13 protein-coding genes and 1 pseudogene are annotated in these 14572 nt (G+C 41.3%); 7 read left to right on the top strand and 7 right to left on the bottom strand.

Annotation, left to right across the window (positions count from 1 at the left end; translation table 11 throughout):
• The first annotated feature begins 249 nt into the window (after positions 1–249).
• Positions 250–945 carry a hypothetical protein gene (locus AC2SLN_RS11140; protein ID WP_486549413.1) on the top strand — a complete coding sequence of 232 codons (696 nt, stop codon included), beginning with the start codon at positions 250–252 and terminating at the stop codon, positions 943–945.
• A gap of 496 nt (positions 946–1441) precedes the next feature.
• Here the strand turns inward: AC2SLN_RS11140 and AC2SLN_RS11135 are convergent, their stop codons facing one another.
• Positions 1442–1579: a hypothetical protein gene (locus tag AC2SLN_RS11135; RefSeq protein ID WP_486549414.1), complete on the bottom strand. Its 138-nt coding sequence runs from the start codon at positions 1577–1579 to the stop codon at positions 1442–1444.
• Positions 1580–1582: 3 nt separating this feature from the next.
• Between AC2SLN_RS11135 and AC2SLN_RS11130 the strand changes: the two genes are divergently transcribed.
• Complete coding sequence (locus tag AC2SLN_RS11130; RefSeq protein ID WP_486549415.1) at positions 1583–2464, top strand: bile acid:sodium symporter family protein; 882 nt, start codon at positions 1583–1585, stop codon at positions 2462–2464.
• 70 nt (positions 2465–2534) lie between these two features.
• A complete protein-coding gene (locus tag AC2SLN_RS11125) occupies positions 2535–2699 on the top strand; it encodes a hypothetical protein (RefSeq protein WP_486549416.1) in 165 nt (54 codons plus the stop codon).
• A 148-nt stretch (positions 2700–2847) separates the two neighbouring features.
• Here the strand turns inward: AC2SLN_RS11125 and AC2SLN_RS11120 are convergent, their stop codons facing one another.
• Complete coding sequence (locus tag AC2SLN_RS11120; RefSeq protein ID WP_486549417.1) at positions 2848–3726, bottom strand: alpha/beta fold hydrolase; 879 nt, start codon at positions 3724–3726, stop codon at positions 2848–2850.
• Between the two features lie 362 nt (positions 3727–4088).
• Positions 4089–4907, bottom strand: a complete 819-nt coding sequence (locus tag AC2SLN_RS11115) for an HAD-IIB family hydrolase (protein ID WP_486549418.1) — start codon at positions 4905–4907, stop codon at positions 4089–4091.
• Positions 4908–5267: 360 nt separating this feature from the next.
• On the opposite strand from AC2SLN_RS11115, the gene AC2SLN_RS11110 reads away from it, so the two are divergent.
• Complete coding sequence (locus tag AC2SLN_RS11110; protein ID WP_486549419.1) at positions 5268–6362, top strand: PTS sugar transporter subunit IIC; 1095 nt, start codon at positions 5268–5270, stop codon at positions 6360–6362.
• Between the two features lie 527 nt (positions 6363–6889).
• A complete protein-coding gene (locus AC2SLN_RS11105) occupies positions 6890–7813 on the top strand; it encodes a DJ-1/PfpI family protein (RefSeq protein ID WP_486549420.1) in 924 nt (307 codons plus the stop codon).
• 213 nt (positions 7814–8026) lie between these two features.
• On the opposite strand, the gene AC2SLN_RS11100 is transcribed toward AC2SLN_RS11105, so the two are convergent.
• On the bottom strand, positions 8027–8290 hold the full coding sequence (locus tag AC2SLN_RS11100; RefSeq protein ID WP_486549498.1) for an alkaline phosphatase: 264 nt from the start codon (positions 8288–8290) through the stop codon (positions 8027–8029).
• A 464-nt stretch (positions 8291–8754) separates the two neighbouring features.
• On the opposite strand from AC2SLN_RS11100, the pseudogene AC2SLN_RS11095 reads away from it, so the two are divergent.
• Positions 8755–9513, top strand: a pseudogene (locus AC2SLN_RS11095) (IS1595 family transposase).
• A gap of 3 nt (positions 9514–9516) precedes the next feature.
• On the opposite strand, the gene AC2SLN_RS11090 reads toward AC2SLN_RS11095, so the two are convergent.
• Positions 9517–9816, bottom strand: coding sequence for a hypothetical protein (locus tag AC2SLN_RS11090; RefSeq protein WP_486549421.1), 300 nt, complete (start codon positions 9814–9816; stop codon positions 9517–9519).
• Positions 9817–9938: 122 nt separating this feature from the next.
• Here AC2SLN_RS11090 and AC2SLN_RS11085 point away from each other — a divergent pair, with 122 nt between their 5' ends.
• Positions 9939–10070, top strand: coding sequence for a hypothetical protein (locus AC2SLN_RS11085; RefSeq protein ID WP_486549422.1), 132 nt, complete (start codon positions 9939–9941; stop codon positions 10068–10070).
• A gap of 38 nt (positions 10071–10108) precedes the next feature.
• On the opposite strand, the gene AC2SLN_RS11080 is transcribed toward AC2SLN_RS11085, so the two are convergent.
• Together AC2SLN_RS11080 and recG are read right to left on the bottom strand one after the other, a co-directional pair.
• Positions 10109–11485 (bottom strand): hypothetical protein, encoded by a 1377-nt coding sequence (locus AC2SLN_RS11080; RefSeq protein WP_486549423.1) that lies wholly within the window; start codon positions 11483–11485, stop codon positions 10109–10111.
• 419 nt (positions 11486–11904) lie between these two features.
• Positions 11905–14118 (bottom strand): ATP-dependent DNA helicase RecG, encoded by a 2214-nt coding sequence (recG, locus tag AC2SLN_RS11075; RefSeq protein WP_486549424.1) that lies wholly within the window; start codon positions 14116–14118, stop codon positions 11905–11907.
• Positions 14119–14572 lie beyond the last annotated feature (454 nt).

Below are 14572 nucleotides of genomic sequence, written 5' to 3'. Positions count from 1 at the left end.
AATATCGTATTTTTGAATAGGTCTGTCTGATCCCTATTCAGAATCTTTAGTAAGCCCGCACCTTAATAAAAGGTAGAGGTTGCGAAGAGGTACCAATACACTTAATAAATCGGCATAACTAAGCATAAAGGTTATTAAATCAAGTTTATTGGCTTAATGATTGAGTAGAAATGGATTACCTCTGTTTTTACTAACTAACTTAATCTAGTTTATCAATTACATAAGTAATGATATTAAAGGAAGTCACTCATGAAAAATAATTTAATTATACCAGCGGCATTGATTACTAGCTTACTGACATTGCCAGCAATTGCCTCCGCAGTACCGTCACAAGAAGCAATGAATCCTCAAGAAGCAGTGAATCCTCAAGAAGCAATGAATCCGCAAGATGCAATGAATTCGCAAGATGCAATGAATCAAGAGGGTGTTGATCAAACAGAAGACGCGTTAGCCGAACAGAATAACCAAGCTATTATGCAAGAACAAGCCGATATGCAAATGGCCAATCAAGAAGCCATGATGCATGCTCAAAGAGCTGAAGCTGCATTAAAAGCAGATCAAGCTCAAAGAGGAATGCCACAAGATGATGCACAGTTACAACAAGATGACGGGCAGTTACAAGATGAACAACTACAAAGTGGGATGCAAGATGAAATGCAAGATCAGACCCTAGAGGATGATGTAGAAGAGGGTAATGTAGAGCAGCAACAGCTTGAACAGCAACCTGAACAACAAGACACAGCGCCTCAACCGTTAAACCTTCAGCACAATAGTCCAGATTACCGTCCATTAATTGAAGGGGAGGTTAAAGATGGCGAAGTGGCTTCTACTGATTCAGCCCAAATTACACTACAAGAAAAAGTGAAAGATAAACGAGGGGAACTACAGGCCACTCAACCAGGTCAGGTAGAAGTACAGGAAAACCGTCGTATCTTGCCGCAATAATTAGGTCGACACGCAATAATTAGGTGGATATAAGAACGTTAGTGGTGCACTTAACCATACGCAACCATACGCACTAAACAAAATAGCAGTCACTTAAGCATCACGATTTGATGTTTATGATTTGAAACGGCTACTTTAAACCGCTATGTGAAATAGTAAAATAAGTGCTCAAACTCTAAAACAACTGTCAAAAAGGCAACTCGATATGAGTTGCCTTTTTATTTGTCAGGTTTATGCTGATATTCGGCTTTATGTCTTATAATTTTTTATTGGATGTTTCATTCAACGCACTTGTACAAAAGTGCTTATTCAAAGTCGCTATTCAAGTCTGCTATCCAAGTCTTGGGTGTGATAGGCGGATATGCGACAGTAGGGATAAGCCAAAATGCCTACCCTCATTTATTAGTGAGACTATCAGTGAAGGCAGGACAGACCTTAACCTATAATGATTGGAGTAATCATGGGCTTAAATGAACAGTTAACGATAACTATATTTTTACACCGTTTTCACATCGCTTTCAAATAATGAGAGTAAACTAGGGGCAGTATACAATTCACATATCAGCATTTGCTGATAGCGAAGCTTGCCTGCACATCCACCCGTTTTTTTATCTAGCTGTATCCAGTGAGGCATAAAATGTTTCAACTTTTGCCATTATTTTTAGCCTATATTATGTTTGCGCTAGGCCTACAGACTCAACTGTCTGATTTTAAAGAAATATGTTCTCGTCCTAAAGCTTTATTTACCGGTTTGGCCTTACAATTAATAGGTGTACCCGCCATTGCTTACCTTTTAGTGCGCCTATTTTCTCCACCTAGTGAAATGGGTTTTGGAATTATGCTACTCAGTATCTGTGCGGGTGGTATTACCAGTAATATGATGAGCTTTTATGCTGGGGGTAAAATTGCTTTATCTATCGCCTTGACCGCTATTACAAGCATGATAGCCATCATTACCGTGCCAATTTGGGTACACATCCTTTATCCTCTATTTTTTGAGCAACTTCCGGTAAATTTTTCGGTAGCTTCACTCTCACTCAAAGTGCTGGTCATTACCACTATTCCTGTCATGCTGGGAATGCTCGCTCGTGGCTACTGGTCTAAATTTGTGATGAAATGGCAAAACCCCTTACAGCAATTGGCCAATATTTTGTTTGCGCTAATGGTATTGGCAGCCACCCTACAAAGCTGGGATGTAATGGTAGCGCAAATAGCGCAAATCGGCATTTTAGTGTTACTCATGGCAGTATTATTATTGATAGTTAGCCAATTTGTATCGCGTCTACTTAACCTGAGCTTTGAAGAACAAAAAACGCTCGCTATTGAATCTAGCTTACAAAACGGCGCCATGGGCATTGCGCTAGCAAGTCTGCTCAGCCAATCTGACAAACTTTCTGCCTTTGCTATGCCATCAGCGATATATGGCGTATTAATGAACGCTGTAGTATTGCCATTTGTTTTTTATCATGTTTATCAACGTCAAAAAGCCGCGGCAACGAACAAAGGCAGTAAACTTTAGACAGGGCAATGTTTCACGTGAAACAATTTATCTTACCCATTAAAGCCTATCAACTGAATCGCTAACAGGTATGATAATAGAAAATCAGTTAGCCACTCCCGCCATTCGCTATATCTGCGTGCTTGGCCGAGGCGGTAGCTATGGCTTGGGGCGTCGCTTGCTACCGCGTCGCCACCCCAAACCAAGCCACCGCAGCTCGTCCAAACACGCAGTATACCGCTACTGTCAGGGCTAAAACGCTCCTTCAGATTTGGGTCATCGCTATCTTAAAACATTACTACTTTAAGCATTTATCGCTTTAACTCTTTAGATCATTAAAAGCTTCTTTTAAAGCTAAGCTGGGCTCTTTTACTGTTTTATCAAAGTCACTCTACGCATCATTGTCATTGCGACTGACGATCATTGCGACTGATAATATAGTTCATCACTACCCGATTAAATTCATCGGCTTTACCAATGTGTGGCCAATGCCCGCAACCACTAAAAATATGGGCATCAGCGCTAGGAGTAGCGGTCAGAAGCTCTATGGTACGCGACAATGGCACCACTTTATCATTCATACCATGCACCAACAATACCGGAATCGGCAAATGAGCTAACGCCTCAAAGTCAAGGGGTAGCGCGTCACGGTCACGATCACGCGCATCTAAAAGAGCAGGTCTGCGTCCCGCTAAGTCGTCTTTTAAAGCTGCGTCATAACGCACTTTAATTAACGTGTCACAAACTATTGAATTATCTGTGATTTTTTTCTCTAGGCCTTGACGTATAAGTTCTTTAGATATCTCAGGGCTAGGCTGATAAGCTTTTGCTTCATCACGCTTGTGTCCTCCAGTGCCAATTGATATAACCCCTAACACGCGTTCCGGATAATCAATGGCTAATTGCAACGCCACCCAACCGCCAAGAGAGCTGCCATTTAACCATGCTTTGTCGATATTAAGCGCATCCATCAAGCGAAGGGTATGCGCCCCCCACTCTTTAATACCATACGTCACATCGGAAGCGCAGATGGTCTCTCCATAGCCAATAAAGTCAAATGCTATGGTGCGTAGGCTGTTGCTGAGCTCAGGAAGGTTTAGCCACCAAGTTGAGGCGGCGGATACACCAATGCCTGAGCCATGCAAAAATAGCATCGGCTCGCCGTCGCCGCTCTCAAAATAGTGTGTTAACTCGCTTGTGTCTGTTTGAATCCATTTGTCTTCAAGGTTAAATAAATCATCCGTTTTAAAATCTGGTGGGGATAGGGTCATGGTACGTTTCATCTCTATTCTAATAGTCAAAGAAGTCTAAAATGGTTACAAGGCAACCGAGTGCAAGTACTACTAGAGTAGGCTTAACGAGGTTAACACTGTAACCGTTTAGTAGTTCGCTGACTATATATGATCTTTATTCAGTCTAAATGCTACATTAAGGTCTATTAGTTATCAAAATTAGGGGCTTAAACTATGGTTAACCAGCGATTAGTGGCGCTAAAACCCTTCCACTATCCTTACCTGTACTGCACTCACTTCACACTACCCCTGCTTGTACTACTCGTTTCTAAGCGCCTGCACTGAACATTTCTATAGGGTACCCGTTTCTAAGTGTTACTGCTGCTAACCCCTCCTATATAAGCTAACCCGTCCTATATAAAGTGATCTAACACGGCTTGCAGTCCATATTCTTCAATACTGCCTGTGACCAAGTCTGCCCGATCTATTAGCGCTTGCTGACCATCTCTCATTGCCACGGCAAACCCAACCAAGTCAAACATTTCTAAATCGTTCAAACCATCGCCACACGCCATCGTATCCTTCACATCAATATCAAAATAGCGGCAAACATCGAGTAGACCGCGTGCTTTAGAAGCCTCTATCGGTAGAATGTCGCCACCCATGGAATGCCAAGGCACAAGTTTTAAATGATACTGCGCAAAGTCAATATCCTGCATCTGATAGCCCGTATCGCTGAAGAATACCGAACACTGATAGACAGCGTTAGACTTGTAATAGTCAGGGTCTATAATGGAGTTTGGATGTTTCATATGAAACTCACGTATTCTCTCATCGATCTGTGCCCAAGCCAGATGTGTCGCAGAATCAAACTTATAGACAAGCTGGCTGGCTTGACAAAGTCTTGCGATAGTATCGGCCTCAACACTCGATAAGGGATAGTCGCTAATAATACCGTTTTTATCAAAGCTATATTGCCCATTGGTGCAAATAATGGCATCAAACACATCCGCATCCAGTAGCGCTAAAATGTCTTTAGGCAAAATTGATTTTGAACGACCTGTGGCAATGACCAATTTAATATCTGTTTTGGCAAGCTGCTCAAGCGTTACTTTATTGTGCTCAGCAATCACACCGGCACGGCTTAGCGTGTCATCAATATCAAAAAAGATAATTTTTGGTCTAGGAATGCGTTGCCTATCAATATGTTCATTAATCGAGTTTTTAATCATAGATTATAGCGCTTATGTTTTTTGTTACTTATTTCGTTATTATTTTAGAGGTTGTACGCCTCTCAAAGCCAAAAATTTTAGTGTCCGATAGCAAAAACAGATAGACTTACTCTATCATAATTATTTAAACAGCATTGTTGTTGCAAAGTTTGGCTATTGCAGAGTAATTGGTTATTGTAGAGTAAAGAGTAATAAGCCCTTAAGGTAGAGTCAAACTATAGAACGATAGATAGCGCTATGGATAGTAATTTACATAGGGGAAGTAAGCAAAGTCGCCCTAACCACACTTCTGTCAACCTTAACGATATAAATAAGTCTTAACTATCATAAATAAAACCATCGTATCTTAGGAATCTGATTATGACCCAGTCATCATCTGTCAGTGCAATACCCACCCCTGTCAGGGCCTTTTTTAACAAATATTTTATTGATGCTTTTACAGGTATGGCATTAGGTTTATTTGTGACGCTTATCGCTGGGTTAATATTCTCCCAAGTAGGACGTGGGTTAGAGATGCCACTGCTTATCGACCTTGGTAAATTGGCATCTGTTTTAATGGGTGCTGGCATTGGCGTCGGGATCGCTTATTACCTAAAAGCCCCAACCTTAGTGGTGTTTGCTTGTTTAGTGGCGGGCATGATGGGGGCGCATTCTGAAGCGTTAATGGCGGGTACGTTATTTACCCCACAAGTAGGTGCTCCCCCAACCTTTTTGGCAGTACCGGGCAACCCCATTGGTGCTTATTTGGCGACCGTATTTGCCTACCGCGTGGGCACGTGGATACAGGGTAAAACGAAGCTCGACATTATTTTGGTGCCTTGGGCAGTAGGTATTGTTGCCTTGGCCGTTTGTGCTTGGTTAAACCCACCGGTGGTTAGTTTAGTCAACTCAATTGGCGAGGGCATTCAAATAGCCACGCAACTACAGCCATTTATGATGGGTGTGGTCATCGCCGTAGTCGTGGGATTACTACTGACCATGCCAACGTCTAGTGCCGCCATTTGTATCGCTATTGGGCTTGATGGTTTGGCAGGGGGTGCCGCTGTTGTCGGGTGTGCTGCTCATATGATTGGTTTTGCCGTTGCCAGTTACAAAGATAATGGCTTGGGTGGTGCCATTGCTCAAGGGCTGGGCACCAGTATGCTGCAAATTCCTAACATCTTTAAGAAGCCAATTATTTTACTACCTGCCATTATTGCCAGTGCCATATTAGGCCCCATTGCTACGGTAGGTTTTGGGTTGTTATGTACGGCCAGTGGGTCAGGCATGGGCACAGCGGGGTTGGTAGGCGTATTTGGTGTTTTGGAAGCCTCAGCGGAGGCCATGTCTAGCGGTACTATGTGGCTTGCCATCGTCTTATTAATGTTTGTCTTGCCTGCTATCATTGCTGGTCTAGTCGCTTGGCTGATGAGGCGCATGGGCTGGATTCAACTGGGTGATATGACATTGCCATAAAAGCGCTGTCACAGTTAACACTGTCTGTGGGTTATTTGACCTACTAACGGAAGGTAACTTATTCTGCAATATTTTTTAGGCAATACGTTTTAAGTGAGGGATGCCTTTTTAACAGGCTGGAGCGTGTCCTCAATTCGTACAATGGTATTTAAATGGGCTAAAAATAGCTAAATCTTGGTAAAACTTCCCCTTTTAGCTACGCTTTACCTACAAATCTTACGAAATATTAAAAGTATCCTTACTTTAATCACTTACCGATTTGTTAAATTAGACAAGTACACCCCATTATGATTAATCCATTATGATTAACGCAGAAGAATATTAATACATCAGAATAATAAGTAAATGGTGTAATGCATGAATACCGTAAACTATTAACACTAACCGTGATGACAACGTGATGACAATGGGCTATCTATAATCTATAAGCAACTGCCTATAGCAGATAACTATGATAATCATCTAACATACTTAACCATATAACATACTAAAGCCAACATACGAACAATAACATAGGAAAGATTATTATGAATATTAAAGAGACGTTAGGACATATAAAAGAAACGCTAGGACTTGAACCTCAAGAGATAGAAGACGGTGTATTTATCCCCGCACAGTCGGCCTTAAAACTTGCAGCACCAAAAAAAAGTAATTATGACAATGCAGATTATGATAGCCCTTATACAGGTAACAAAAAAATCCTTATGGTCTGTACGGAACAAGAGTATATGACCATGGCAAACGGGAAAAAGTTTGCAACTGGGAATCAGCCCATTGAAATGATGGTACCGATGTTACACTTCAAAAAGGCTGGGTTTGATATCGACGTGTTTACCCCGACTGGGCAATCGGTCAAGATCGAAGATTGGGCGATGCCAACAGAAGATGACAAGGTTCAAGAAATCTACGCAGAATATCAATCAAAATTTGAACAACCCAACAGTTTAGCAGACTTCGTAAAAGATAAAATGGCGGATAATAAAGACTATGTGGCTATTTTTATACCCGGTGGACATGGTGCGATGTTAGGCTTGCCAGAAGATAAAAATTTAGGCGAATTACTGCGTTGGGGGCACGATAATCATCTATTGACCATAGCCCTTTGCCACGGGCCAGCCGCTTTGTTGTCTGCAAACTTAGATGCTGCCGATTCGGACGATACAGATACAGGTAACGTGAAGCCATCGAACCAAGAATTTATCTTCAAAGGATACGAGATAGTTGCATTCCCAGATGTGATGGACAAACAGATGCCCAAACTGGGCTATCTACCTGGAGATATGCCGTGGTATTTTGGCGAAAAACTAGAAGCCTTAGGTATGAGCATTAACAACAAATTGGCGACCGGTCATACCCATCAAGACAGAAAGCTAATTTCAGGCGATGGTCCTCTAGCAGCCAATGACCTTGGTAAATTGGCTGTCAAAGAATTGTTAAAAGCAGTTCGATAAGGCTAAAGTAAGTTATAGATATAAGCAAAGGTATAGAGAAACCCTAATAGAAACTATAAAAAAGGGGCTAAAAAAAGGGGCTAAAAAAAGGGGCTAAAAAAAGGGGCTAAAAAAAGGGGCTAGGCGAAATAATTTTATTTCGCCTAGCCCCTTTTTTATACCATTATTAAAGAAACTCTCTAATAATGGAAATGCTTAATAAAAACAGCCTGTCTAAGGCTGTTTAGATTCCGCAAGATTTAATAAGTTACCCGCATAATTCATAATGTGGAAAATCTCATTTTGCTCACTGGTGCTAGATACCAAGCTGGCGCCTGGACCTCTCGCATATATACTGACATCCTCTGCTGCATGGGTTTCAGAATTTAACGGCACTAATGCTTCCTGATGAACCACTGAATCTGTGGTGTCGATATTAGTTAAATCACGACGACCTACTTCTGGACCTGAGTCATAAGAAGCATCGGCTTTGGTTATTTATAAGGTATTGGCAACACTGATTTGCAACGATAGCGGTAAAGCTATTGATGACGCTCCTGTAAAACTTACCAAAAGTATTATTTTTTTTATAGGCCAATACAAATTCTCAGTCAATATGGTATGTGGAAACGGGACAGACTATGCGGCTTACTGATGCGGACACCTACATTATGATATAGCCAGCGAACTGCTAAACCGCTAAGATAAAAGGTAACGAATGAGAGTAAAAAGTAAGGCATAAAAAAACGCATAAAAGACATAGGCTCTGCTAAATCTTATATGAGTTAGGCCACTCTGTGGTTATGATTTTTCTCTTTTAAACGCTACTTACTGGATATCAAACCTTTTAAAAATTCGATCACTTTGGCACTGTGTTCAGAGTTTTCCACTTCTTCCAATAGCTCCGTCTTTGACATATTTTTAGGGGCTGTAGTAGATAAGCACTATGCTAGACTACTAAAATGAAGCTAACCCGTTGTAAATTAAGTAAAAAAGTACAGTTAAGGCTACTTGAGTTTTTTACCGCTGAAGTAACGGCTCGAACAGCAGCTGATTTGCTAGGTATTCAACCCAATACAGCGGCACTTTTTTACCATAAAATAAGACTCGTTATTGAGTATTATTTATCTCTTGAAGCAGATGACGTCTTTGATGGTGAAGTCGAATTAGACGAAAGTTACTTCGGTGGTGTACGTAAAGGTAAAAGAGGTCGAGGCGCTGCTGGTAAGACCGCCGTATTTGGCATTTTAAAACGAAACGGTAAGGTTTATACCGTTGTTGTAGATGACACCAAACAGAACACTCTAATGCCTGTTATTACCCTTAAAATAAAGCCTGACAGCTTTGTTTATACCGATAACTATCGTATAGTCAAAGAAGTCTAAAATGGTTACAAGGCAACCGAGTGCAAGTACTACTGGAGTAGGCTTAACGAGGTTAACGCCGTAACCGTTTAGTAGTTCGCTGACTATAGTTATAACGCCTTAGATGTGAGCGAATTTAAGCATTTTAGAGTAAATCATTCTAAAGAGTTTGCACGAGGCGCTAACCACATCAACGGCATTGAGAACTTCTGGAACCAATCTAAACGTACACTTAGAAAATACAACGGAATCAATAAGAAAAACTTTCACTTGTTTTTAAAAGAGTGTGAGTTTAGATTTAACTATGGGTCACCATCTAATCAGCTTAAAATTCTGAGAAAATGGTGCGATATTTAATCCTTATCTACTACAGCCCCTATTTTTATATTTTTCAATATCTTGCATATCAAAGTCTTTCGCCATATCAATACCAGACGCACCAGCACCGATAATTAAGATATCTAATTGAGGATGTTTGTTTTTAAAGGGTAGGTTTGTCGCAAATCTTTTTACCGTTGCAGTGGTTCGTTTAGGCAGATTAGATAGGCGTGGCAAGTGCGGTAGCTTTTTAGATAAAGGAATTTTAGGCGTTGTTGCTTTAGCTTTTAGGGTATGTGACTCAGTCACTAATGATTTGATATGGTTTATTGGAGGCAACATAACTTGGCTCATCCTTGAGACGTTGTTTGTCTTAATTGTAGCCTATTTAAATAGTGAGGTGTAATGAAGTAACTGTCTATCTAACCAACTATCTATATTGGAAGGGATAGATAGGAGGGGATATGATGAAATCCTCTTTGAATAGGGGTAGTATTAAATTTACCCAGACTACTGAGTATAATACTGACAATCACCTGCGTTGTAATGACAACTTAGAATCTTACAACCTTAGTAGCGTGGGTCTAGAAAACTAAACCCACACATTAAACGCCTAAAACCTATCTACTTAAAACTAACAGTAACCAATATAACAAGAGTTTTTAATGGTATCAGCGGTATAGTTTACGGGTATATCGCTTAATACACTTTTTGCTGTCGGCGTAATGACAAAAGACGCTCCAAGGTTTAAGAAAGGCGCAATATTATAGTGCAAGGGTACACTGCCCTCATAACTATAAGTAATCTCTTTATCAATTTTTCCATCTAAGCTCACATCTTCAGTAACTTTAGTTAAGAAGCCCGAGCTATTGTACTCTGCTCGATTAGAGACATCTTGCACATTGCTACTATCATAATTATTAAAGGTGGTAACAGAACCCGTCGCTAAATTACCGTTATAGGTCACCTTAGTGTCCATAACAGGAGTATCTGACCCATAACGGCTTAGCATTTCTCTAACAATGTGCTTCTGAGCATCATAACGATAAGTGGTTGTATCCATATCACCTTCATAATCTGCACGTCCAGATGTGACTTTTAATACGTTACCTTGGTCATCGTAAGTATAGGTAGAGACGTCATATGGGGTTTGAGTATTATTGTTATCAGCATCAACCGTATATCTTATAGTTTTAGTCAAATAGTTGTTAGCATCAAATGTTACCTCGTAAGCTTCGTCTATACTGCCGTCATTATTTTTATCTGTTTTGACTTGCTTAAGTTGATTTTGGCTATTATAAATAAACTCTTTGGTTTTATTGTGCCAACTAGAAGCGTCTTCTGTATCAGTTTTTACTATCTTAGTAATCTCACCATTTGAATTATATTGATAAGTAGTCAACTGATCGAAAATACTATCGCCATTTGAATTAACTTTATACTCTATCAATTGATTTTTTTGATTATAAACCCACACCTCTATCCTATCTATACCTTTATCAGTGCCTTTAGCTACCTCAAGACGAATTAAACGACCTTTATCATCATAGGTAAACCGTTTAGAGTAATTGGCTGTATCAGGATGGATAGAGGACACGTAATCCTCTCTTACCAGTTCTTTTTTAGCATTAAAGTAAGCCGTTGAATTTGCATCGATATTTCCCCAGCCATACCCTTTATAGACACGTTTACTTATACCTGAAATTGTGGCATCTTTAGGTCTAGCATCTTTGGCATTTACTACCCCATCACCATCGATATCGGTGTCGCAGTCATCAACTATGCCATCTTTATCCAAATCGGGTTTATCTGAACTATTGGCATTAGCGCTATTGCATGTATCAGTAGGTGTCGACCCAGTATTGGGCTTAGTGCCTGTATTGGGAGTAGTCCCATTACTGCTTGAGCTATCTGAACCACCTCCGCCACCGCCACAAGCTGTTAAAGCCGTTGTACAAAGAATGATAGCAATGGTAGAACTTAGGTTTTTAACGTTAGAGGTAATGTTCATAGAGGTACTCATCTTATAAGGATATTTAATATGTCAATTCAGTATAGAAACTAAAATTATCCTTAACATCTTATAGAGTTATCATTTTTTTTACCATAGTTTCTATAAACATTATTCAGGGATATTTAAAAACAATGACCAAGGCAATGCTTAACAAGCTAAAACGAGGGTAGCCTTTTATCTCATAAACGTCATACACAAAATATAAATAACCAAGAGTTAAAACTATTAAGAGCCTGTATTCATAAGTAGAAGTTAGGATAAATGAGTCAATACGAGGCACCATTAAGTTAAAATCTTGGGTTAAATAGTCATTCTATTTAATCCTAATTTTAGCAAAGTAGGGGCTTATTTTAGGCGAAAATACCCAATTTTAGGTTGTAAATATAGGTTCTAAAATATGAAGAGCTCAATGGTCTTCAAACATTAGTATACCGACTCGCCTCTGGCATCCAGCGGTGGATCAACTGAGTGACCTCAACCTTGCGTGCGTCATCATTAATTAAGCGTTTGGCAAGGTGACTGGCGATCATCAGTAAGTTTTCATCACGGCTAAGATCAGACACATAATAGCCAATATTACCCGTTTGGCGCTTACCAAGTAACTCGCCCGGCCCGCGCAGTTGTAGATCCTTTTGGGCGATTACAAAGCCGTCATTGCTGTCTCTGAGTACATTTAACCGTTCAATACCTGTCTCGGATAATGGCGTTTGGTACAGCAGTACGCAATAGCTTTTAGTCGAACCACGTCCAACACGGCCACGCAACTGGTGCAGTTGTGATAAACCCAATCGTTCCGCATTTTCAATAACCATTAACGAGGCATTGGGTACATCAACGCCCACCTCAATCACGGTGGTCGCAACCAATAAATCCAGCTCGGCATTTTTAAACGCCGCCATAATGTCTTGCTTTTCTTTAGACTTCATTTTGCCATGCACCATGCCGATACGAATATCCAAGCGTGCACTTAAATCGGCAAACGTGGCTTCAGCTGCTTGCGCATTTAGAGTACTGGAGTCCTCAACCAAAGGGCAGACCCAGTACGCTTGTTTGCCCTCTTTACAGTTGGCGGCAATACGCTCAATAACCTCATCACGGCGATTGCGGTCAATCGTCACGGTGGTAATTGGGGTACGGCCAGGGGGTAACTCGTCAATAATAGAGGTGTCCATATCGCCATAGGCACTCATCGCCAGCGTGCGTGGAATAGGCGTAGCGGTCATAATAAGCTGGTGCGGCGTACTGCCCGCCACGCCCTTATTAGTCAGTGCCATACGCTGCTCAACCCCAAAGCGGTGCTGCTCATCGATAATGGCAAGACCCAATTTGGCAAATATCACCGCATCTTGAAATAGCGCATGAGTACCGACGACTATTTGCACCTCATTTTCTGCGACATCGGCTAAGGCCTCACGGCGCTGTTTAGCTGTTTGTTTACCCGCCAGCCAACCGACCCCAATACCTAATGGTTCAAACCAAGACTTAAAGTTAATCAAATGCTGCTCGGCTAAAATCTCGGTCGGTGCCATAACGGCAACCTGCCAACCACTGTCAAGTGCATAGCAAGCCGCTAGGGCAGCGACCAAGGTCTTACCAGCACCGACATCGCCTTGCACTAAGCGCAGCATCGGAATAGAGGTCGCCATATCACTGGTAATTTCTTTAATGACGCGATTTTGAGCGTCGGTTAATGCAAAGGGCAGGTTTGCCAATAGTTTGGTGGCAAGTGGGCTTTTATTGTCGCATTTAGGCGCTTTATGCTGATGTAATTGCTTGCGGCGATATAACATGCTCAGTTGATGCGCGGTCAATTCCTCGACAATTAGGCGCTGGCAAGCTGGGTGGGTACGTTCCTTTAACTGCTCTAGTTGTGCCACTTGCAGACTGATATCGGTGTGCATTGGCGGCGTATGGATTAGGGTTAACGCTTCAAATAAGCTAAGTGTTTGCCAAGTTTGAGCGCGTTGTGCGTATGTCTGACTCTTATTTTTATTAGAAAAATGGTAATCAGTAGCGAGCGGTGCAGGTAAATTTGCCACGGCTTGCCAATCTGAGTTTTGAAATACCGTAATGGGCATACCTTGCTGACTTACCGTTTGCAGCGCCAGTTTAACTAAGGTACGCAGTTTATTCTGGTGTAATCCCTTAACACTCGGGTAGATAGGCTGTAGACCAGTATTAATGACAGGGGCACCCACCGTTACTATCGTGTATTCAGGGTGTGCCATTTGCACGCCATAGCGGTTTATTTTAATTTCGCCAAACACCCGCAGCCGAGTGCCCAGCGTCATCGTTTGCGTAAGTCCAGAATATACCTTGAAAAAGCGCAGCTGAATGGCGCCTGTTTCATCTTCGATAGTCACGGTCATGCCACTACGTTTATTATCCACGTAGGTAACTTCGCCTTCAACTAAAGCCGCTTGACCATCTTGTAAGTCCCTCATATTGACGAGGCGGCTACGGTCTTCGTAATCCCGAGGCAGATGCAGCAATAAATCAAATAAGCGGGCGATACCTAATTGCTCAAGCTGACCTTCGATTTTTACTCCAACGCCAGCAAGCACGTTAATGGGTAAATCAACGGACGTCATTTGTGGTTGGGCACTTGGTCTGTGTTTGCTATCGGGCATTGGTTATCCCTTGATTGGGTTTGTTATATCGTAATCTGACAGTATAGTGGCTGTATTATAGTATAGTGCAACCGCCTCTAACCGTTAATGTTGTTCATTAGAGTCAACGTTATGGTTGACGATTGTTCTGTTTACCTCGCTTGTGCTACCCGCTTGAATAAATGAGTTGTACTGTGCACTCGGTATGCATCTAATATGAACTTGGTTATTTGGTGGTTATTTGGTGGTTATTTGGTGGCTATTTAGTAGTTATTTGATGATTGCTTTGTGGTTATTTTAGACTATGTCGACTATAGCGTATCAGGCTTAGGATTTTTCGCAAGACACTGGTATGATACGCCCATTATTTTGGTTTCATCCTTTAGGTCTACACTTTTACATTTGTTTTTATAGTTAGGGCACCTCCTCATTTCTAACAACTGACAGGTTAGGGGCTAAAAATGGATGTCTTCTG

It is taken from the genome of Psychrobacter sp. CX90, assembly GCF_057396305.2.
The sequence above is the reverse complement of the archived record's forward strand: the minus strand, read 5'-3'. Positions and strand labels throughout refer to the sequence as shown.

What these genes read in the sequence shown, in the direction of transcription:
- AC2SLN_RS11140 (WP_486549413.1), top strand. Translation starts at nt 250, where the DNA reads ATGAAAAATAATTTAATTATACCAGCGGCATTGATTACTAGCTTACTG.
- AC2SLN_RS11135 (WP_486549414.1), bottom strand. Translation starts at nt 1,579, where the DNA reads ATGCCTCACTGGATACAGCTAGATAAAAAAACGGGTGGATGTGCAGGC.
- AC2SLN_RS11130 (WP_486549415.1), top strand. Translation starts at nt 1,583, where the DNA reads ATGTTTCAACTTTTGCCATTATTTTTAGCCTATATTATGTTTGCGCTA.
- AC2SLN_RS11125 (WP_486549416.1), top strand. Translation starts at nt 2,535, where the DNA reads ATGATAATAGAAAATCAGTTAGCCACTCCCGCCATTCGCTATATCTGC.
- AC2SLN_RS11120 (WP_486549417.1), bottom strand. Translation starts at nt 3,726, where the DNA reads ATGAAACGTACCATGACCCTATCCCCACCAGATTTTAAAACGGATGAT.
- AC2SLN_RS11115 (WP_486549418.1), bottom strand. Translation starts at nt 4,907, where the DNA reads ATGATTAAAAACTCGATTAATGAACATATTGATAGGCAACGCATTCCT.
- AC2SLN_RS11110 (WP_486549419.1), top strand. Translation starts at nt 5,268, where the DNA reads ATGACCCAGTCATCATCTGTCAGTGCAATACCCACCCCTGTCAGGGCC.
- AC2SLN_RS11105 (WP_486549420.1), top strand. Translation starts at nt 6,890, where the DNA reads ATGAATATTAAAGAGACGTTAGGACATATAAAAGAAACGCTAGGACTT.
- AC2SLN_RS11090 (WP_486549421.1), bottom strand. Translation starts at nt 9,816, where the DNA reads ATGTTGCCTCCAATAAACCATATCAAATCATTAGTGACTGAGTCACAT.
- AC2SLN_RS11085 (WP_486549422.1), top strand. Translation starts at nt 9,939, where the DNA reads ATGATGAAATCCTCTTTGAATAGGGGTAGTATTAAATTTACCCAGACT.
- AC2SLN_RS11080 (WP_486549423.1), bottom strand. Translation starts at nt 11,485, where the DNA reads ATGAACATTACCTCTAACGTTAAAAACCTAAGTTCTACCATTGCTATC.
- recG (WP_486549424.1), bottom strand. Translation starts at nt 14,118, where the DNA reads ATGCCCGATAGCAAACACAGACCAAGTGCCCAACCACAAATGACGTCC.